Below are 19,747 nucleotides of genomic sequence, written 5' to 3'. Positions count from 1 at the left end.
ACATGCCGTACATGATTGGGTAAATATTCCTACTGCTACAAGTGAGCTTTCATCTTAAAAGGTTAGGAGGAATTAGCTCTTATAGTCGTGACAGTATTTTTCCGGGAATCAGTTGAATGCGTGTGTTCTTGTTCGCCGCTCTACCTTTCACTTTCATCACTACGCTTGTTCAAGCCCAGACGTTGCCCGAAGCCATGCAGAAAACCCTTGAGGTGCACCCGGAAATCCAGGCCGGCGTGAACGCACGCGCGGCTGTGGACCATCAATTGCGTGCAGCCCAAGGCGGCTATTTGCCGCGGGTCGAAGTGACCGCCGGCTATGGCCGCGAGGGCAGCGACAGCCCAGGCACCCGCAATCGCTGGGAGACGCTCAACCGTGGCGAATCGGCGATCCGCCTGCGGCAGATGGTCTTCGACGGCTTCGCCACTTCCAGTGAGGTCGGGCGTCAACAGGCTACCGTCAACGCTCGCGCCTACTCCCTGCTGGGCACCTCTGAGCGCACCGCGCTGACAGTTGCCCAGGTCTACCTCGATGTGCTGTCGCGCCGGGAGATGGTGCGCCTGGCCGAAGATAACCTGCGAAACCACGAACGCATCCTTGACCAGATCAAGTTGCGAACCAGCCGTGGCGTCGGCCGTCTTGCCGACCTCGACCAGGCCGAGGCGCGCCTGGCCCAGGCCCGCAACAACCTGACCACCGAGCAGACCAACCTGGCTGATGCCAATATCAATTACCTGAGCGTCGTCGGGCAGATGCCCGACGAATTAAGCATGCCTGCGCCATTTCTGGACCTGCTGCCGGCCACCCTTGAGGAGGCCCGTCATCAGTTGATCAAGAACAGTCCGATTCTGCGTTCGGCCGAGTCGGACATCGCCGCCGCCGAAAAACAATACGAAGCGGCAAAGTCCACGTTCTATCCGCGCTTCGATGCCGAAATTGGACGAACGGTAGCCAACAACCTAGACGGTGCGACCGGCCACAACAACGAGTGGCAGGCGATGCTGCGCATGAACTTCAACCTGTACGCAGGCGGCAGCAACAAGGCGGACCTGGAATCGAAGTCGTACCTGGCCAACCAGGCACTGGACATTCGTAACAACGCCTTGCGCCAACTCAATGAGGAGTTAGGCTTGGCATGGAATGCTCTGGACAACGCCAACACCCAGGTGCCGATCGCCCAGCAGTACGTCGATCACAGCAAGCGGGTGCGCAGCGCCTACCAGCAGCAGTTCGGCCTGGGCGAGCGAACCCTGCTCGACTTGCTCGACAGCGAGAATGAAACCTTCACCGCCCAGCGTCGTCTGGTGGAAGTGAAGAACATACAAATGTTTACTCAGTACCGAATCAAGGCGACCATTGGCCAACTGCTCAAGAGCCAGGGTGTTGTAGCCCCGATGGCCACCGTTGTGCAGAACGACCTGAAACCCAAGGTGAACCTGCCAGGCATGAACTGAAAGGCGCCTTGAACCCACCCCCCGCAAGGATGAAGAGAGCGCCGCGTGGAATCCGAAGTCAGTCGAGTCCAACTCAGCCACGATCCACGCAGTCAGCATGACGACCCGCTGCTGGACAGTCTGCTGACCCTGTGTGTCCTGCATCAGAAACCCGCCAGCCGGGCCATGCTGACCACCGGGCTGCCCTTGCCCTCACAACGCCTGACCGCCGAGTTGCTGCCGCGTGCGGCCGCACGGGCCGGGCTGCAGGGGCGCCTGTTGCAGCGCAAGCTGGAGCAGATACCCAGCATCGCCATGCCGGCGATGCTGCTGCTCAAGGAAGGCCGCTGCGCGGTGCTGCTGGGCTGGGAAAATGAAGACACCGCGCGGCTGCTGCTCAGCGAAAGCGACGGCGGCGAAGTGCATGTCACCCGTGAGGCGTTGCTGGGCGACTATAGCGGCAAGGTGTTCTTCGCCCAGCCCCAGCACAAGTTCGACGTCAACCACGGCAACCTGATCCCTCGCGCGCGCTCCTGGTTCCGCGACACGCTGCTGCGCAGCAAATGGCTGTACATCGATGCCATCGCCGCGAGCCTGGTGATCAACCTGATCGCCCTGGCAGCGCCGCTGTTCGTGATGAACGTCTATGACCGCGTGGTGCCCAACCAGGCCACCTCGACCCTGTGGGTGCTGGCGGTGGGTATCGCCGGGGCCTATGTGTTCGACCTGATCCTCAAAGGACTACGCAGCCTGTGCCTGGACCTGGCCGGCAAGAAGACCGACCTGATCATATCGGCGACGCTGTTCGAGCGTATCGTCGGCATGGCCATGAAGTACCGGCCGGCGCGGGTCGGCAGCTTCGCCCAGAACATCCATGAGTTTCAGGGCCTGCGTGACTTTCTTGCCTCGTTGACACTGACCAGCCTGATCGACCTACCGTTTACTCTGCTAATCCTGGTGGTCATCGCCATCATCGGGGGGCACCTTGTATGGATTCCGATCCTGGCGTTCCCCCTTGCCTTGGGTATTGGCTACGCCTTGCAGAAACCGCTGATGGCGACCATGGAACGCACCATGGCTTTGGCCTCCGAGCGGCAGTCGAGCTTGATCGAGACCCTGGCCGGACTGGACGGGATCAAGGTCAACAACGCCGAGAGTGAGCGTCAGTACATGTGGGAGCAGACCCTAGGCACCTTAAGCCGACTGGAACTGCGGGTGAAGGTGCTGTCGGGCCTGGCCATGAACATTACCGCGCTGGTCCAGCAATTGGCGGGCGTGGCCATGATCTGCGTGGGCGTCTACCTGATCATCGACGGCAATCTCAGCATGGGTGGCCTGGTGGCCTGCTACATGCTCAGCGGTCGGGCCCTTGGCCCACTGGGCTCGCTGAACGGCCTGCTGGCCCGCTATCAGCAAGCCAAGGTGACCATGGTTGCCACCGACCAGATGATGGAGTTGCCCCAGGAGCGCAATTTCGAAGAGCGTCCGCTGAGCCGTCAGGTGCTGCAGGGCGCGATCGAGTTCCGCGGCGTCGAGTTCACCTATCCAAACCAGCAGAACCAGGCGCTCAAGGGCATCAACCTGAATATCCGTCCGGGTGAGAAGGTTGGCATCATCGGTCGCAGTGGTTCGGGCAAGAGCTCCCTGGCCAAGCTGATCGTCGGCCTGTACGAACCAGATAACGGCTCGCTGCTGGTCGATGGCGTGGATATCCGCCAGATCGACGTCAGCGAACTGCGCCATAACATCGGCTACGTGCCCCAGGACATCCAGCTGTTGGCCGGCACCCTGCGCGACAACCTGGTCAGCGGCGCCCGCTACATCGAGGACGAGCTGATTCTCCAGGCCGCGGAACTGGCCGGCGTGCACGAGTTCGCCCGCCTGCACCCCGACGGCTACGAATTGCAGGTCGGCGAGCGCGGCCAAAATCTTTCCGGTGGCCAGCGGCAGAACGTCGCTCTGGGTCGTGCGTTGTTGCTCAACCCGCAGATTCTGCTGCTCGACGAGCCCACGAGCGCCATGGACAACACCGGCGAGGAGCGGCTCAAGCAGCGCCTCGCCGCAGTGGTCGAGAACAAGACCGTGCTGCTGGTTACCCACCGGGCGTCGCTGCTGTCGCTGGTGGATCGATTGATCGTCATCGATCGTGGACAGATCGTCGCGGATGGCCCGAAAGCCGCCGTCATGGATGCGCTGAAGAAGGGGCAGATCAGTGTTGCATAAGCTGGATATGGGGCGTTTCAAGGACAACCTGCGCCGCTACTTCAAGGGCTCCGAGTCGCTGGCCGGGCAGCCGCTGCCCGAGGTCAACAAGGCGCTGATCGAGGACGCGCCGCGAGTGGTGCGTCTGACCATCTGGGGCGTGATCGCGTTCTTCTTGTTTCTCATCGTCTGGGCCAGCGTCGCGCCCATCGACGAGGTGACCCGTGGGGAGGGCAAGGCCATCCCGTCATCCAAGGTGCAGAAAATCCAAAACCTTGAAGGTGGCATCGTTGCCGAGATCTTCGCCAAGGAGGGGGAGATCGTCGAAGTCGGCCAGCCGCTGCTGCGCCTGGACGAGACCCGCTTTGCCTCCAACGTCGACGAGACCGAGGCCTCGCGCTTGGCCATGGCTCTGCGTGTGCAGCGTCTGAACGCCGAGGTCGAGGACAAGCCGCTGCAGATTGACGAGGAACTGCGCAAAGCCGCCCCAAGCCAGGCGGCCAACGAGCAGTCGCTGTACCTGAGTCGGCGTCAGCAGCTGCAGGACGAGATTGGCGGTCTGCAACAGCAACTCGTGCAAAAGCAACAAGAGCTACGCGAGTTCAACTCCAAGCGCGCCCAGTACGCCAACAGCCTGCAGCTGCTGCGCCAGGAGATCGCCATGTCCGAGCCGTTGGTGGCCCAAGGCGCTATCTCTCAGGTCGAGGTGCTGCGGCTGCGCCGGGCCGAGGTTGAGAACCGTGGGCAGATGGACTCCACCGCCCTTGCTATCCCGCGGGCCGAGGCGGCGATCAAGGAGGTCGAGAGCAAGATCGAGGAGACCCGCGGCAAGTTCCGCAGCGAGGCGCTGACCCAGCTCAACGAGGCCCGCACCGAGCTGAACAAGGCCACCGCCACCAGCAAGGCGCTGGATGACCGCGTGCACCGCACCATGGTCACTTCGCCAGTGCGAGGTATCGTCAAGCAGTTGCTGGTCAACACCATCGGTGGAGTGATCCAACCGGGCAGCGACATCATCGAGATCGTGCCGCTGGACGATACCTTGGTGATCGAGGCGAAGATCCTGCCCAAGGATATCGCCTTCCTGCATCCAGGCCAGGAAGCCACGGTCAAGTTCACAGCCTATGACTACACCATCTATGGCGGGATGAAGGCCAAGCTGGAGCAGATCGGCGCCGATACCATCACCGACGAAGACAAGAAGACCACCTACTACTTGATCAAGCTGCGCACCGAGAAGAGCCACCTGGGCAGCGACGAGAAGCCGCTGCTGATCATCCCGGGAATGGTGGCGACGGTAGACATCATGACCGGCAAGAAGACCATCATGAGCTACCTGCTCAAGCCGATCATCAAGGCGCGCAGCGAAGCGCTGCGTGAGCGCTGATCGCCTCAAGGGGCATCAGCAGTGCTTGTGGGAGCGGGCTGCGCCCGCGATGGCGTAAGTGCAAGCAGAGATGTTGCTTGGTCCGATGCCATGGCGGGGCAGTCAGTCATTCCAGATATTGCGCCGCCGCGTTGACCAATGTCCGTGCAATCTCTTCACGTAGCGTCTGCGGCGCTTCCACCACCAGTCCATCGCCCTGGCTCAGCAACCACCAGCGCAAGGGCCAACCGTCCGCCACCGTCGCTCGCAGTCGGTGCCCCTGATCCAGGGCGGTCAACCGCATATCCGCGCTCAGCGGTGTCTCGCGCAGGCGGCGGGCCAGCAAATCGCTGATCCACGCCTGCAGTTCGATGCCCTGACCTTGTCCAGGCTGCAAAGTATCGCCGCGCAGATACCCCTGCAGGTCGAAATTTCCGCGTAACTCCCCGCCGGCGTTGGCCGACCAGTGCCAGCCGAACGGGATGCTCTTGTCATTGCGCTCCAGTGGAAAGATCAGCGACAGCTCGTTGAGGTCGCGCTCGACCGTGCGTTTGCTGACATTGAAGCCCACGTCACGCAGGCGCCACACCAGTTCGGCACTGGTGATCCCGGGGGAGCGGCTGGGCAACTGGCGCAGCAATGCCCATTGGCGGCTGAGGGTGGCACGGGTGGTGGCGAACGGCAAAAGGAAACGTCCTTGTCTAGGCTTGCGGGCATAGGATGGCGGCACGTGCAGGGCATGGCAATTGGCCACAGCCTGCTCAGATCAAGGAAGATGCAATTGGTTGCCTGGGATCAATTCGTTCGCGACAGGTTTTGTCGTGGCATCGCGCAGAATCACGCCTCATCACAGTGGAGGTTGGAGCTGTGGGTCGTTCAATGAGGATGAACATGTCTGCCGCCAGCAATATCCACTCGCTGCTTGCCCGGCTTCTACCGGAGCGGATCGTCCCGGCGCCGGCTCGCCCGGGGCAGCGCCACCGGCTGTTCGCCGGGGTCGGCATGCCCGCCCAACAGGCCCTGAGCGGCGAGCGCTTTGGCCTGATCGACCGCCTGGACGAGGCAGTCGACCTGCAGGCGGTCTACCACGACCTCTGCCGCCAGGCCCTGCTGGGCAATGTCGCGGCGCTCAACGACCTGGGCTGGATCTGGCTCAATGGCAAGTACTGGCGCGGCGACACGGTGCTGGCGGGGCACCTGTTGCGCATGGCGGCGTTGCAGGGCAACGCTGCCGCCTGGTTCAACCTCGGCCAGCAGCAATACTTCGGCAAGGGCGTCGATGTTTCCTACGTTAACGCGGCCGAATACTACCGCCATGCTTTCGAGCGGGGCATGGTGCATGCCGCTGCGGCGCTGGGCGATCTGTACGAGGAAGAGGTGTGCGACGGCGAACAGGAGTGGCAGGTCGACCCTCTCGAGGCCTACCAGTGGTTTCTCCGTGGCGCCGAGCGAGGCGAGAAGCGCTGCCGCTTCGAGGTGGGATACAGGCTGTTGCATGGCTTGTACATCGAGGCGGACACCAAGGCCGGCCTCTACTGGCTGGAGTTGGCGGCGGCAACCGGGGTGATGCAGGCCGCCGAGGAGTTGGCGGTGCATTTCAGCAGCCGCGACGCGTCGCGTTACCTGGGCTGGCGCGACCAGGCAATCCAACTGGGCAGCACGCTGGCACTGACCATGAAGCTGGAAGACCAGATCCAGCCTTAGCGCAGCGCGCCTGCCGGGATCATGAACAACCTTTCATGTTTTCCCTCCGTCACCTGCGGTTGACGACAGGGGGAGGGCAGGGCGTATATTGATAGTTAGCAAACTATGAATATCCTCGGTTCTCACATGTCCCTCGACGCACTGCACCTGAAAATCAGCAGCGGCATGGTTGTGGCTGCCCGGCACTGGCGCCGCCTGTGCCAGGGCGCCCTGACCGGCTACGGTATTTCCGAAGCCTGCGCCGTCCCCTTGCTGATGATCGTGCGCCTGGGCGATGGCGTGCATCAGGTGGCGGTGGCCCAGGCGGCCGGGTTGGAAAGCCCGTCGCTGGTGCGCCTGCTCGACCAGCTGTGCAAGGCTGGTCTGGTATGCCGCAGCGAGGATCCGCTGGACCGTCGTGCCAAGGCGCTGAGCCTGACCGTCGAGGGCCGCGCCCTGGCCGAGTCCATCGAAGGCGAGCTGGTGCGCCTGCGTCGTGAGGTGCTTGGAGGCATAGACCAGGCCGACCTGGAGGCCACCTTGCGGGTCATCCATGCCTTCGAACAGGCAGGCCTGCAGCCATGAGTGGCTTCTTCAGCTCGGTCCCGCCTGCCCGCAACTGGTTCTACGGCGTGCGCACCTTCGCCGCCTCGATGATTGCCCTGTATATCGCCCTGCTGATGCAGCTGCCGCGCCCGTACTGGGCCATGGCCACGGTCTATATCGTCTCCAGCCCATTCCTCGGCCCGACCACATCCAAGGCGCTGTACCGCGCCCTGGGCACCTTGCTGGGCGCTGGCGGGGCGATCCTGCTGGTGCCACCGCTGGTGCAATCGCCGCTGCTGCTGAGCATCGCCATCGCCCTGTGGACCGGCACGTTGCTGTTCCTCTCGCTGAACCTGCGCACGGCCAACAACTACGTGCTGATGCTGGCCGGCTACACCCTGCCGATGATCGCCCTGGCGGTGGTCGATAACCCGCTGGCAGTGTTTGACGTGGCCTCGTCCAGGGCCCAGGAAATCTGCCTGGGAATCGTCTGCGCGGCGGTGGTTGGCGCGGTGTTCTGGCCGCGCCGGCTGGCACCTGTGGTGGTCGGCGCCACCGGCAGCTGGTTCGGCGAAGCGATTCGCTACTGCGACACCTACCTGGCCCGCGAAGCCGGCGCCGACAAGGTCGGCGGCATGCGTGGCGCGATGGTCGCCACCTTCAACTCGCTGGAGCTGATGATCGGCCAGCTCGGCCATGAAGGCGCCGGCCCGCATACCTTGAAGAACGCCCGCGAATTGCGCGGGCGGATGATCCATCTGCTGCCGGTGATCGACGCGCTCGACGATGCCCTGATCGCCCTTGAAGGTCGTGCCCCGGCGCAGTTCGCCTTGCTGCAACCGGTGCTGGACAGCGCCCGTAAATGGCTCGAAGGCACCGCCGACAGCGCCTCGGTGGCACGCTGGACCGCCCTGCACGAGCAGATCGACCGCCTGCAGCCGGGCGCCGCCGCCCTCGACCAGCGCGCCGAGCTGCTGCTGTCCAACGCCCTCTATCGCCTGACCGAATGGGCCGACCTCTGGCAGGACTGCTGCAGCCTGCAGCACGCCCTGCGCAAGGACGACGCCACGCCCTGGCGCGCGGTCTATCGTCACTGGCGCCTGGGCCGGCTGACGCCGTTCTTCGATCGCGGCCTGATGCTCTACTCGGTGTTTTCCACCGTCACCGCCATCGTCGTCGCCTGCGGCCTGTGGATCGGCCTTGGCTGGAACGACGGCGCCAGCGCGGTGATCCTCGCCGCCGTGTCGTGCAGTTTCTTCGCCGCCATGGACGACCCGGCGCCGCAGATCTACCGGTTCTTCTTCTGGACGCTGATGTCGGTGATCTTCTCCAGCCTGTACCTGTTCCTGGTGCTGCCCAACCTGCATGATTTCGCCATGCTGGTGCTGGCGTTTGCCGTGCCGTTCATCTGCGTCGGCACCCTGACCGTGCAGCCGCGCTTCTACCTCGGCACCTTGCTGACCATCGTCAACACCTCGACCTTCATCAGCATCCAGGGTGCCTACGACGCTGACTTTTTCACCTTCCTCAATTCCAACCTGGCCGGTCCCGTGGGGCTGCTGTTCGCCTTCATCTGGACCCTGGTGGTACGCCCGTTCGGCGTGGAACTGGCGGCCAAGCGCATGACCCGCTTCGCCTGGCGCGACATTGTCGAGATGACCGCGCCGGCCACCCTGGCCGAGCACCGCCAGGTCGGCGTGCAGATGCTCGACCGCCTGATGCAGCACCTGCCTCGCCTGTCGCAGACCGGCCAGGACAGTGGCGTGGCCTTGCGCGACCTGCGCGTGGGCCTGAATCTGCTCGACCTGCTGGCGTACATGCCGCGCGCCGGCGCCCAGGCTCGCGAGCGCCTGCAGACGGTGATCGAGGAAGTCGGCGCGCACTATGCCGCCTGCCTGCGCGCCGGCGAGCGCCTGCATGCCCCGGCGGCACTGCTGCGCAACATGGAGCGCGCGCGCCTGGCGCTGAACCTCGATGAGCTTTACGAGCGCGGCGATGCCCGCACCCACCTGCTGCACGCCCTGGCCGGTTTGCGCCTGGCGCTGCTGCCAGGTGTCGAGGTGATGCTCGAGCCCGCCGAACAAACGCAACTGCCCCCGGGCCTCGACGGAGCACCCCTGTGATCGGTGAACTGGATATCAGCGGGGTGTTCCTGCCCACGCTGCTGGTGATGATGTTTGGCACCTACCTGTTGTACCTGGGGGTGCACGCAGTGCTGGTGCGCCTGCATTTCTACCGCCTGGTCTGGCACCGGGCGCTGTTCAACGTTGCCCTGTATGCCGTGCTGCTTGGCGCGGTGGACCACTTTTGCCGAAGCCTGATGCTGCCATGAAAAAACCTTTGCTGACCTTGGGCCGCGTGGTCCTGACCTTGCTGGTAGTGACCTTCGCCGCCGTGCTCGTGTGGCAGATGGTGGTGTACTACATGTTCGCCCCCTGGACCCGCGACGGCCATATCCGCGCTGACGTGATCCAGATCGCCCCGGATGTCTCCGGGCTGATCCAGCAGGTCGAGGTGCGCGACAACCAGACCATCAAGCGCGGTGACGTGCTGTTCACCATCGACCAGGACCGTTTCACCCTGGCCCTGCGCCAGGCCAAGGCAACCCTGGCCGAACGCCAGGAAACCCTGGCCCAGGCCTCCCGCGAGGCCCAGCGCAACCGTAAGCTGGGCAACCTGGTGGCGGCCGAGCAGTTGGAAGAGAGCCAGTCGCGCGAGGCCCGCGCCCGTTCGGCGGTGAGCGAGGCCCAGGTGCAGGTGGATGTCGCCCAGCTCAACCTCGACCGCTCGGTGGTGCGCAGCCCGGTGGATGGCTACCTCAACGACCGCGCCCCGCGCGCTCATGAGTTCGTCAGCGCCGGGCGCCCGGTGTTGTCGGTGGTCGACAGCGCCTCGTATCACGTCGATGGCTATTTCGAGGAAACCAAGCTGGGCGGGATCCATATCGGCGACGCCGTGGATATCCGTGTGATGGGCGACCCCACCCGCCTGCGCGGCCGAGTGCAGAGCCTGTCCGCCGGTATCGAGGACCGCGACCGCAGCAGCGGCGCCAACCTGCTGCCCAACGTCAACCCGGCGTTCAGTTGGGTGCGCCTGGCCCAGCGGATCCCGGTACGCATCACCTTCGACGAAGTGCCGGCGGACTTTCGCATGATCGCCGGGCGCACCGCCACGGTGTCGATCGTAGAGGGCCAACGCCCATGAAACAGCTGATCCTGGCGGGGCTGTGCCTGTCCCTTGGCGCCTGCATGATGGTCGGCCCGGACTACGAGCTGCCCAAGGAGGCCGCCGTGCAGCGCGGCGACCTCAACGGCCCGCTGCGCCAGGACGCCGATAGCGTGGTCTCGGCGCCAGTGCCCGAGGACTGGTGGCAGCTGTACCAGGATCAAAGGCTCAACCAGCTGGTGCGCGAGGCGCTCGGCGCCAACACCGAGCTGCGCGTGGCTGCCGCCAACATCGCCAAGGCCCGCGCCCAGGTGGAGGTGGCCGAGTCGCAGGGTGGCTTCAATGGTGGCGTCAAGCTGGGTGCCCAGCGCCTACAGGAGTCCGGCGAAGCGTTCCTGCTGCCGGAGAAAGTGCCGGTTGCCAACATTGGCGAGGCGATCATCAGCGCCAGCTACCAGTTCGACCTTTGGGGCACCTTCAAGCGCGGCACCGAGGCCGCCAAGGCCAATGCCGATGCCGTGCAAGCCGCCGCCGACACTGCGCGCATCACCCTGGTGGCCGATGTGGTCAAGGCGTACACCCAGGTGTGCTCGGCCAACGAGGAGTACCACATCGCCCGCGAGTCGCTGGACCTGCAGCAGCAGAGCGTGCAACTGACCCAGCGTCTGCGCGACGCCGGGCGTGGCGACGAGAGCCAGGTCACCCGGTCGCAGACCCAGTTCAAGTCCTTGCGCGCCGAGCTGCCGCGCTTCAAGGCCGAGCGCGAGGCGGGCCTCTACACGCTGGCCGCGTTGCTGGCCAGGCCTGTCGAGCAATTGCCTGCCGGCACCGCCGATTGCGCCGAGCTGCCACAGCTGTCACAACTGGTTCCGGTCGGCGATGGCGCCGCTCTGCTCAAGCGCCGCCCGGATGTGCGTCAGGCCGAACGCCAGCTGGCGGCAGCCACTGCCACCATCGGTGTGGCCACCGGCGCGCTGTACCCGGATATCAGCATCGGCGCCCAGGTGGGCACCATCGGCATCCTCGACAACCTCGGTGAGCCGGCCACCAACCGCTGGGGCTTCGGCCCGCAGGTCAGTTGGGCCATCCCCACCAACGGCACCCGCGCGCGCATCCGCATGGCCGAGGCCTCGACCCAAGCGGCGCTGGCACATTTCGATGGGGTGGTACTGAATGCCATTCGCGAAACCCAGACCCGCCTGGCGCAATACAGCGCGCTGCTGGATCGGCGCGACGCGCTGGCCGAGGCGGAGCGCTCCGCCAAGGAGTCGGCGGACCAGACCCACATGCGCTATCAGGTGGGGCGTGAGTCGTTCCTGGCGGATCTGCAAGCGACGCGGACCTACACCGATGCACGGGCGCAGCTGGCGGCGGCCAACAGTCAGGTGGCGATGGGGCAGATAGGCGTGTTCCTGGCCTTGGGTGGCGGCTGGAAAAGCAGTGCCAGACCTTGAGGAAGAGTGTGGGAGCGACGCATCGCCGCTCCCACGAACCCCTATGAAGCCCCCATTTCCCTTGGGGGAGAGGCTTAGTTCAGCACCCGCGCCGGCTCATCCGGCGGCAGGTTGTCCCGCCCACGCGGCTGCTTCGCCTGCCCGGGCACCGAGCCGCCCAACTGCTCGGCCAACTGCTGCGCCACATCCTCGCCCAGTGCCTTCGATACATCGCGCACCACCCGCGGACGGTTCAACGTCACGCGGCGGTCTTGGCTTTTCACCAGCTTGGTGTCCTGCCCTTCACCCATGGCGGTGAACGCCGAGGTGATCTCGTAGGTGCGGGTGTTGATCAGGCTGAAGTCGGCGACCACGGTCAGGCCCAGCACCGCCGAGTAGCTGTCGGTGTGGTCCAGCGAGTTGATGTCCTGCTGGAAGTCGATGTCCGACAGGGTGCCGAACAGCACGTAGTCGGCACCCTTGAACGCGCCGTTCTTGATGCGGCGGATCACGTCGTACACGTCCTCCTTCGAGTCGGCGGTGTAGGGGCGGCCCTGGACCAGCTGGAACATGCCGGTCTTGAGGATCTCACCCTTGATGTCGCCACCGAACTTGCGCAGCTCGGTCTGCTCGATGTAGCTGTTGAGGCTCTCGTACTCGCTGTAGCTCGACTGGCCGCTGGCGTGGTACATGCCGGCCTGGCCGCTGCTCTGGGCGTTGATGGTGTGGATGTATTCCTCCACCTGCGCCTGGTAGGCCAGGTCGGTCACCGCCACCTTGGGGGCCGCCTGCGCGCCGAAGGCGCAGGCCAGGCCGATTATTGCCATCCATGCACGCATCGATCAGCGCTCCGTGGTCTTGCGGATTTCTTTTTCGTCCATCCACTCGGCCAGGCCGCTTTCCACGTCGATCAGCTGCAGGCTGAACTTGTAGAACACGTCCTTGTAGTCGCTGCTGCGCTTGACGATCGAGCTGATCGAGCCTTCCAGGCGGTATTTGGCGGCTATCATGTTGCCGGTCTTGGCCACGGTCTTCTTCTTGTACAGGCCGCTCTGGTTCTGCAGCTTGAGCTGGTCGACCTGGCTCTGCATGTCGGTGTTGTCGCTGGCGAAGCGGGCGGCGCCGGATTTCATCAGCTGGGTCTTGATCGAGGTGGTGATCTCGCGGGTGTCGATGTACTCGCTGGTCTTGTTCTTCACGTCGTACACCTGCACCACCGGGCGGCCGTGCAGCACGCCGGACTGGGCCAGCGAGCGGGTCATGCTCTCGGCTATCATCTGCAGGTCGGTGGAGCCGAACTCGTTGGTCACCAGTTCGACGGCCTTGCTGTCGCCGTAGCTGATGTTCTTGCCGCCGAGAACCGGCGAAGGGGTGCTGCAGCCGCTGACCAGGGCGATGGCGAGGGCGGCGAGGGAAAGGCGTGCAAACATCGAACGTGCTCCTGAAAGGGGGTTACCGGGTGTGGACTTCGAGGCGGAAGTCACGGGCTGCGGGGGTCGGTGCGATGGCGGGCAGGAACTTGGCCTGCTTGCCGTACAGCGGCAGGGCCTTCCAGCTCTCTTCATCGGCCACCGGGAAACCATCGCTGCCCAGCCAGGCGAAGCGGTAGAACAGGGTCTGGTTGCTGCGGCTGCTGTTGGTCAGCGCCACGTTGACGGTGAGATAGCCGTTTTCGCGGGCGACGCGCATCTGGCCGATCTCGATGTCATCCAGCTGGCCCATGGTCACCACCTTGCTGGCGGCGCTGCCCGGGGCAGGGGGCGGGGTGGCGCAGCCGGCCAGGAGGGCGACGGCGGCCAGGGCGAGGCATGTTTTGCGCATGTTCGATCCTTGGGTTACTTGAGGCTGGCGACAGCAGTGGCTGCGGCCTGCGGGGCGACTTCGACGGACGGGCCGCCAGCGAACACGCGGTTGCCGACCACGCGCAGGCTGACCACCTGGTAGGGGCGATCGACTTTCACCGTGACCTGGGTACCGCCGAGGCTCGACGGCAGGCTCACGTGGTGTTCGCCCTGCTTGAGGCGTACACGGGCCACCTGGGTTTCGTTTGGCAGGGTGCGCCAGGTACGGGTATCGGCACCTTCCAGCACGGTGGAGGCAATGCCCACCACCAGCCCGGCCATCGGGTTGGTCTGGTTCAAGTTCTTCTGCGCCACGCCGCGGCTGATGGCGCGCACGCTGGTGCGCAGGATGATGCCAGGCATGTCGTCGCGCAGGGCGCGGCGTGACATGGCGGTGGTGCTGTTGAGCGCGGTCAGGGCCAGGACCTTGTCGTTGAGCTGAATCTCGCTCAGGTGCGCGGTCGAAGTGTCCTCCCTGATGATCGGGAACGACAACGGAGTGATCACCAGGTTGTCCTGGATCGGCAGTGGCAGCGGGATGCGGATCGAATCACGAGCCGGGGCCAGGCCGGTCTGTACCACGATCAGCACGTCGCTTTCACCGGCCTTGGCGCTGTTCTTGTCCAGCTCCAGCAGCGCCTGGTCCAGCAGCGGGGTATTCGGGCGCAGCTCGGCGGCCTTGCGGTAACCCGGCGCGGCCAGGCCCTTCTCGCCGAGGGCTTCGTAGACATAGCCGGACAGGTAATGGCTGAAGGCGCTCTGGTAGCTGTTCTTCAGGCCGACCACCTCAGGGGCGTCGAGGCTGGCGACCGGGTAACCCTGCAGGTCCTTGTATTCGGTCTTGATGCCTTCCTTCTCGGCCTCTTCCTCGCGCTTGAGGTATTCCTTGTCGCGCAGCTCGGCGATGATCGCCTCACGCTCGTGGGTCTTCTTGATCTCGGTGCGGGCGCCGTCGAAGTCGTTCTGCGCCAGCAGGTTCAAGGCCATTTGCGTGGTCAACATGACTTTTTCGTAGTCGTAGCCTTCGTAGCGGCGCACCTTGTCGTTGACCAAGTAGCTGCCAAACTGGCTCAGGTACTTGTCGGTGTCGAGCTTGACCGACTCTTCCCACTGGAACACCACGCTGTCGGCCGAGCGCCAGGCGTCCTGGCTGCCCTTGAGGTCGCCCTTGGAGCGCAGCAGCTCGCCTTTCTCGAAGTAGTAGAGCAGGTCTTTCTTGTCGCCCTTGTTGTTGCTTTCCAGCAGGGCGAGGGCGGCGTCGACATTGCCGGCGGCCAACTGCTTGTTGGTCTCCTGCAGTTCGCTGTCGTAGCTGCGGAACACCGAGCAGCCGGTAAGCTGCACGGCGGCGACCAGGGTCGCCAGGGTGAGGGCGCGGGATACCATCGGACTTCTTCTTTCCCTGAAACGGTTGGCCGCGTGGGCGGGGGCGGCAGATCCCTCTGTTTTATCGCCAGAACCTCTCGATGGAGGCGCCTTGATTGCTAATGGCTATTACGGCGGCGCGGAATTATACCCAAAGTAGTAGCTATGTGATGGCGAATTGCTTCGCATTTTCTGCAGGCGTGCCATCGGTCGAAAAAGCGCTTTCCAGGCTGTTGACAGGTCAATTTGTCGCAAGATTTTTCATGAAATCTGCCAGTGAGCCTTGAGCGGGAGAGAGTGGAAGTGAACAATGTTCTCTTTCGTATTTCCGTCGAGATTGGCCATGATTTCCCGTTCCCGTCTGCTTGCCTGGCTGCCTGCCCTGTTGCTTGGCCCGGTGATGGCGCTGTGCAGCACCCCGACGCTGGCCGAAGCACCCGCCGAGGCGACCAAGGCGTTGCATCTGCTGGATTACATCGGTGCCGACTACCCACCGACCGTGCGCGACGGCAAGGTGGTGGACGACGGGGAATACCGCGAGCAACAGGAGTTCAGCGGGGTGCTGGCCGAGCTGGTCAAGGGGCTGCCCGAGCATGCCGAGCGCGGCGCGCTGGAGCAGGGTGTCCAGAGCCTGCGCCAGGCCATCGACCAGCGTCAGGATGGCGCCGGCGTTGCCCGTCAGGCCCGCCAGCTGGGTGCGCGGCTGGCCGTGGCCTACGAGGTAAGCCAGGCACCGGTGATCACCCCGGACCCGGCCCGCGGCGCATCGCTGTATGCCCAGAATTGCTCGATCTGCCACGGCGATACCGGGCTGGGCGATGGCCCGGCCGGCGTCGGCCTGGAGCCTGCGCCGGCCAACCTGCGCGATGCCGCGCGCCTCGACCAGCTCAGCCTGTTCGACCTGTACAACACCCTCGGGCTGGGCATCGAGGGCACCGAGATGCCCTCGTTCGCTGACCAGCTCGACGAGCGCCAACGCTGGGACGTGGCGGCCTACATCGCCAGTTTCACCGCCGATCCGCAGGCGGCAAAGAGCGACAAGACCTGGAACCTCGCCGACCTGGCCCGGCAGACCCCGGCCGAGGTTGCCGCCAATGAAGGCGCAAACGCCGTGGGCGCGTTCCGCGCCCAGCGGGCGCAACCGCCGCAGGTCAAGCGTGGCCCGGCGCAGCTGCTCGAGTACACCTCCAGCACCCTGGACAAGAGCCTGGCGGCTTACCGTGCCGGCGACCACGACCAGGCCTACGACTTGTCGGTGGCGGCTTACCTGGAAGGCTTCGAGCTGGTGGAAAGCTCGCTTGACAACATCGACACCCAGGCCCGCAAGGACACCGAGAAGTCGCTGATGGCCTACCGTCAGTCGCTGCAGGACGGCCTGCCGGTGGCCCAGGCCGAACAGCGCCTGGCTGAAGCCAAGGTCAAGCTCGAACAGGCCTCGAAGCTGCTGGGCAGCGATGGCCTTAGCTGGTCGTTGAGCTACATCTCCGGCCTGCTGATCCTGCTGCGCGAGGGCCTGGAGGCGATCCTGGTGCTGGCGGCGATCCTCGCTTTCCTGCGCAACACCGGCCAGCAGTCTGCGGTACGTAGCGTCAACGTCGGCTGGGCCCTGGCGCTGGTCGCCGGTTTCGCCACCTGGGCCCTGGCGGCCTACGTGATCGATGTCGGTGGCGCGCAGCGTGAGCTGCTCGAAGGCTGCACGGCTTTGTTCGCCGCGGTGATGGTGCTGTGGCTCGGCGTGTGGATGCACGACCGCCGCCACGCGGCCGCCTGGCAGGACTACATCAAGAGCAGCCTGGTCAGTGGCGGCGGGCGCTTCGGCTTTGCCGTGCTGGCGTTCTTCTCGGTGTATCGCGAGTTGTTCGAGGTGATCCTGTTCTACGAGACCCTGTGGCTGCAGGCCGGGCCGGCTGGCCACCAGGCGGTTCTGGCAGGCGGTGCCACGGCGCTGGTGCTGCTGGTGGGCCTGGCCTGGGTGATCCTGCGCGGCTCGGCCAAGCTGCCGCTGTCGCTGTTCTTCAGCATCAACGCGGCTTTGCTCTGTGCGCTGTCGGTGGTGTTCGCCGGGCATGGCGTCAAGGCGCTGCAGGAGGCCGGCGTCCTGGGTACGCGGCCGGTGGCGTTCTTCGAGTTCGACTGGCTGGGGATCCACGCCGATCTCTACTCACTGAGCGCGCAGGCGGTGGCGTTGCTGGCTATCGTGTTCCTCTATGGGCGCAGCCGCTTGGCCGAGAAGCGCCGGGCGGCGGCCAGCTGAGTCTGTGCAGTGGGAAGGGGTGGTGTGCCGCCACCCCGCCCCGCAATGAGGCTGGGGCTGGCATAATGTCCGCCCGGAGCACAGGATTAATCTCATGCGTGTATGGATCGATGCCGACGCCTGCCCCAAGGCGGCCAAGGACCTGATCGTCAAGTTCGCCCTCAAGCGCAAGCTGGAGGTGGTGATGGTGGCCGGCCAGCCGCAGATCAAGCCGGCTTTCGCCTGCGTGCGGCTTATCGTGGTGCCCAGCGGCATGGACGCGGCCGACGACTACCTGGTGGACAACGCCGAGCCCGGCGAGCTGGTGATTTGCAGCGACGTGCCGCTGGCCGACCGCCTGATCAAGAAAGGCGTGGCCGCGCTGGACCCGCGTGGCCGCGAGTTCGACGAGCGCAACATGGGCGAGCGCCTGGCGGTGCGCAACCTGTTCACCGAACTGCGCGAGCAGGGGCAGGTGGGTGGCGGGCAGGCACCTTATGGCGAACGCGAGAAGCAGGCGTTCGCCAATGCCCTGGACCGAATTCTGGGACGGCTTTCCAAGCGTTGAGTACGTGGGGTTGCCGGTTCCCGCATGTGTAGGTGATCCTGTGGGAGCCGGCTTGCCGGCGATGGCCTGCGTAGCAGGCCTTCGAGGCCTTACTTGTCACCCTCGTGGGTCAGCTCCAGCACCCGATCCACCAACTTGTAGATTCCACCCGCCGCCTCGCTGATCGACTTGGCCAGCATGTACGCCGGGGTAGTCACCAGCTTGCGCTGGGTATCTTCGACGATGTCATGCACATCGCACTCTTCATGGGTGCCGCCCATCTTCACCACCGCCGCGCTGGTATCGGCGTCAGTGCCGATGGTGCAGACCACGCCCGGCCCATAGATCTTCGCCGCCAGGGCCGGCGAGATGCAGATCAGCCCGACCGGCTTGCAGGCGCCGGCAAAGGCCTCGGCCAGCGCCAGCACGTCCGGTTGCACGGTGCAGTTGGCGCCTTCGACGGCAAAGTTCGACAGGTTCTTCGCCGCGCCGAAGCCTCCCGGCACGATCAGGGCGTCGAAGTCCTCGACCTTGGCTTCGCGAATGTCCTTCACCTCGCCACGGGCGATGCGCGCCGACTCCACCAGCACATTGCGCGATTCGGGCATCTCTTCCCCGGTCAGGTGGTCGATCACATGCATCTGCGCGATGTTCGGCGCGAAGCACTGCACCTGGGCGCCGCGCTGGTCCAGGCGCAGCAGGGTGATCACGCTCTCGTGGATTTCGGCGCCGTCGTACACGCCGCAACCGGACAGAATCACCGCAACTTTTTTCGTCATGCTCAATACTCCAGTGTCGAGGCGCTAAATGTCCTCTAGTTTGGCAGATGTAGCCATGGGATTTGCCCCAGTGCGGGCCTAATCTTCGTGGACAACCTTGGAGGTGGCCGTTCATGGACCTGATTCTGCTGGCCGTGCCGTTCTTCTTCGTGCTGATCGCGGTGGAGCTGATCGCCGACCGCGTACGCGGGCGCCGCAACTACCAGCTTGCCGACTCGATCAACAGCCTGAGCACCGGTGCGCTGTCCACCAGCACCGGCCTTCTGACCAAAGGGGTGGGGCTGATCACCTATGCCGTGGCCTGGGAGCACCTGGCCTGGCTGCGGCTGCCGGAGGGTGCCTGGTGGGTGTGGGTGGTCGCTTTCGTGCTCTACGACCTCTGCTATTACTGGCTGCACCGCCTGGGCCACGAGCGCAACGTTTTGTGGGCCGCGCACTCGGTGCATCACCAGAGCGAGGAGTACAACCTCACCACCGCCTTGCGCCAGACCAGCAGCGGTTTTCTGTTTTCCTGGATCTTCTACCTGCCGCTGGCGTTGCTGGGCGTGCCGCCCCTGGTGTTCCTCACCGTGGCCTCGCTGAACCTGCTCTACCAGTTCTGGGTGCACACTCGCCATGTGCCCAAGCTGGGCTGGCTCGAGTGGATTTTCATTACGCCGTCCAACCATCGCGTCCACCATGCGCAGAATCCTCTGTACTTGGATCGCAACTACGGCGGCGTGTTCATAATCTGGGACCGGCTGTTCGGCACCTTCCAGGAAGAGGACGATCGTGAGCCGGTGATCTTCGGCGTGACCACGCCTTTGGCGAGCTGGAACCCGCTGTGGGCCAACGTGCAGTTCTACGCCCAGCTGTGGGACGACGCCCGGCGAACGGCCCGTTGGTGGGACAAGCTGCGTATCTGGTTCATGCCCACTGGCTGGCGGCCAGCGGACGTGACCGCCGCTTATCCACAGGCCAAGCAGGACCTCGCCGCGTTTCGCAAGTTCGCGATCCCGCTGGGCGGTGCACAGCAGTTGTACGTCACGGCGCAGTTCGCGGTCTACGTGGCGTTGGGCAGTTATCTGATGGAGATGGCGGACCAGGTGACGCCCGCAGCCCTGGCATTGGGCTGGACGGTAATGGCGTTCGGGCTGTTCGTGCTGGGCGTGGCG

Annotated in this window: 17 protein-coding genes and 1 pseudogene; 12 read left to right on the top strand and 6 right to left on the bottom strand. The window is 64.6% G+C overall.

What is annotated here, in order from left to right; genetic code table 11:
• The first annotated feature begins 116 nt into the window (after positions 1-116).
• Genes C3F42_RS16125 through C3F42_RS16115 form a run of 3 tightly spaced genes read left to right on the top strand, consistent with a single transcriptional unit; the run spans position 117 to position 5,022 of the window.
• Positions 117-1,454 (top strand): TolC family outer membrane protein, encoded by a 1,338-nt coding sequence (locus C3F42_RS16125; RefSeq protein ID WP_094011626.1) that lies wholly within the window; start codon positions 117-119, stop codon positions 1,452-1,454.
• A 45-nt stretch (positions 1,455-1,499) separates the two neighbouring features.
• Entirely contained in the window at positions 1,500-3,656 is a 2,157-nt protein-coding gene (locus C3F42_RS16120; protein WP_038707141.1) for a type I secretion system permease/ATPase, read from the top strand.
• A gap of 7 nt (positions 3,657-3,663) precedes the next feature.
• Positions 3,664-5,022 carry an HlyD family type I secretion periplasmic adaptor subunit gene (locus tag C3F42_RS16115; RefSeq protein ID WP_031315213.1) on the top strand — a complete coding sequence of 453 codons (1,359 nt, stop codon included), beginning with the start codon at positions 3,664-3,666 and terminating at the stop codon, positions 5,020-5,022.
• Positions 5,023-5,128: 106 nt separating this feature from the next.
• Here the strand turns inward: C3F42_RS16115 and C3F42_RS16110 are convergent, their stop codons facing one another.
• Positions 5,129-5,686 carry a WYL domain-containing protein gene (locus C3F42_RS16110; protein WP_094011625.1) on the bottom strand — a complete coding sequence of 186 codons (558 nt, stop codon included), beginning with the start codon at positions 5,684-5,686 and terminating at the stop codon, positions 5,129-5,131.
• Between the two features lie 206 nt (positions 5,687-5,892).
• On the opposite strand from C3F42_RS16110, the gene C3F42_RS16105 reads away from it, so the two are divergent.
• The 6 genes from C3F42_RS16105 (at position 5,893) to C3F42_RS16080 (ending at position 11,849) form a co-directional block, all read left to right on the top strand.
• On the top strand, positions 5,893-6,705 hold the full coding sequence (locus C3F42_RS16105; protein WP_104444635.1) for a tetratricopeptide repeat protein: 813 nt from the start codon (positions 5,893-5,895) through the stop codon (positions 6,703-6,705).
• A 126-nt stretch (positions 6,706-6,831) separates the two neighbouring features.
• Complete coding sequence (locus C3F42_RS16100; RefSeq protein WP_023630816.1) at positions 6,832-7,269, top strand: MarR family winged helix-turn-helix transcriptional regulator; 438 nt, start codon at positions 6,832-6,834, stop codon at positions 7,267-7,269.
• The gene (locus tag C3F42_RS16095; RefSeq protein ID WP_104444634.1) at positions 7,266-9,353 is read left to right on the top strand and encodes an FUSC family protein; all 2,088 of its coding nucleotides are present in this window, start codon (positions 7,266-7,268) and stop codon (positions 9,351-9,353) included. Before C3F42_RS16100 ends, C3F42_RS16095 begins: the two co-directional genes overlap by 4 nt.
• Positions 9,350-9,562 carry a DUF1656 domain-containing protein gene (locus C3F42_RS16090; protein WP_011531590.1) on the top strand — a complete coding sequence of 71 codons (213 nt, stop codon included), beginning with the start codon at positions 9,350-9,352 and terminating at the stop codon, positions 9,560-9,562. The genes C3F42_RS16095 and C3F42_RS16090 overlap by 4 nt, the downstream gene beginning before the upstream one ends.
• The gene (locus tag C3F42_RS16085) at positions 9,559-10,434 is read left to right on the top strand and encodes an HlyD family secretion protein (RefSeq protein WP_094011623.1); all 876 of its coding nucleotides are present in this window, start codon (positions 9,559-9,561) and stop codon (positions 10,432-10,434) included. The genes C3F42_RS16090 and C3F42_RS16085 overlap by 4 nt, the downstream gene beginning before the upstream one ends.
• Entirely contained in the window at positions 10,431-11,849 is a 1,419-nt protein-coding gene (locus C3F42_RS16080; RefSeq protein WP_094011622.1) for an efflux transporter outer membrane subunit, read from the top strand. The genes C3F42_RS16085 and C3F42_RS16080 overlap by 4 nt, the downstream gene beginning before the upstream one ends.
• A gap of 74 nt (positions 11,850-11,923) precedes the next feature.
• On the opposite strand, the gene C3F42_RS16075 is transcribed toward C3F42_RS16080, so the two are convergent.
• Genes C3F42_RS16075 through C3F42_RS16060 form a run of 4 tightly spaced genes read right to left on the bottom strand, consistent with a single transcriptional unit; the run spans position 11,924 to position 15,055 of the window.
• Positions 11,924-12,667: a hypothetical protein gene (locus tag C3F42_RS16075; RefSeq protein WP_046857545.1), complete on the bottom strand. Its 744-nt coding sequence runs from the start codon at positions 12,665-12,667 to the stop codon at positions 11,924-11,926.
• A 3-nt stretch (positions 12,668-12,670) separates the two neighbouring features.
• Entirely contained in the window at positions 12,671-13,258 is a 588-nt protein-coding gene (gene lpoB, locus C3F42_RS16070; protein WP_023632455.1) for a penicillin-binding protein activator LpoB, read from the bottom strand.
• Between the two features lie 22 nt (positions 13,259-13,280).
• Positions 13,281-13,649: a YcfL family protein gene (locus C3F42_RS16065; RefSeq protein WP_038707145.1), complete on the bottom strand. Its 369-nt coding sequence runs from the start codon at positions 13,647-13,649 to the stop codon at positions 13,281-13,283.
• Between the two features lie 14 nt (positions 13,650-13,663).
• A complete protein-coding gene (locus C3F42_RS16060) occupies positions 13,664-15,055 on the bottom strand; it encodes a COG3014 family protein (RefSeq protein WP_094011621.1) in 1,392 nt (463 codons plus the stop codon).
• A gap of 289 nt (positions 15,056-15,344) precedes the next feature.
• Between C3F42_RS16060 and C3F42_RS16055 the strand changes: the two genes are divergently transcribed.
• Positions 15,345-17,288, top strand: a complete 1,944-nt coding sequence (locus tag C3F42_RS16055) for a cytochrome c/FTR1 family iron permease (protein ID WP_094011620.1) — start codon at positions 15,345-15,347, stop codon at positions 17,286-17,288.
• Positions 17,289-17,382: 94 nt separating this feature from the next.
• On the top strand, positions 17,383-17,835 hold the full coding sequence (locus tag C3F42_RS16050) for a YaiI/YqxD family protein (RefSeq protein WP_023630873.1): 453 nt from the start codon (positions 17,383-17,385) through the stop codon (positions 17,833-17,835).
• A gap of 89 nt (positions 17,836-17,924) precedes the next feature.
• Here the strand turns inward: C3F42_RS16050 and elbB are convergent, their stop codons facing one another.
• Positions 17,925-18,593, bottom strand: a complete 669-nt coding sequence (elbB, locus tag C3F42_RS16045) for an isoprenoid biosynthesis glyoxalase ElbB (protein WP_094011619.1) — start codon at positions 18,591-18,593, stop codon at positions 17,925-17,927.
• A 113-nt stretch (positions 18,594-18,706) separates the two neighbouring features.
• On the opposite strand from elbB, the pseudogene C3F42_RS29960 reads away from it, so the two are divergent.
• Positions 18,707-19,285 (top strand): annotated as a pseudogene (locus C3F42_RS29960) (sterol desaturase family protein); the annotation flags it as partial.
• Between the last annotated feature and the right edge of the window lie 462 nt (positions 19,286-19,747).

The organism is Pseudomonas sp. PONIH3 (assembly GCF_002934345.1).
Taxonomy (GTDB): domain Bacteria; phylum Pseudomonadota; class Gammaproteobacteria; order Pseudomonadales; family Pseudomonadaceae; genus Aquipseudomonas; species Aquipseudomonas soli.
This window is presented reverse-complemented; position numbering and strand designations above follow the sequence as displayed.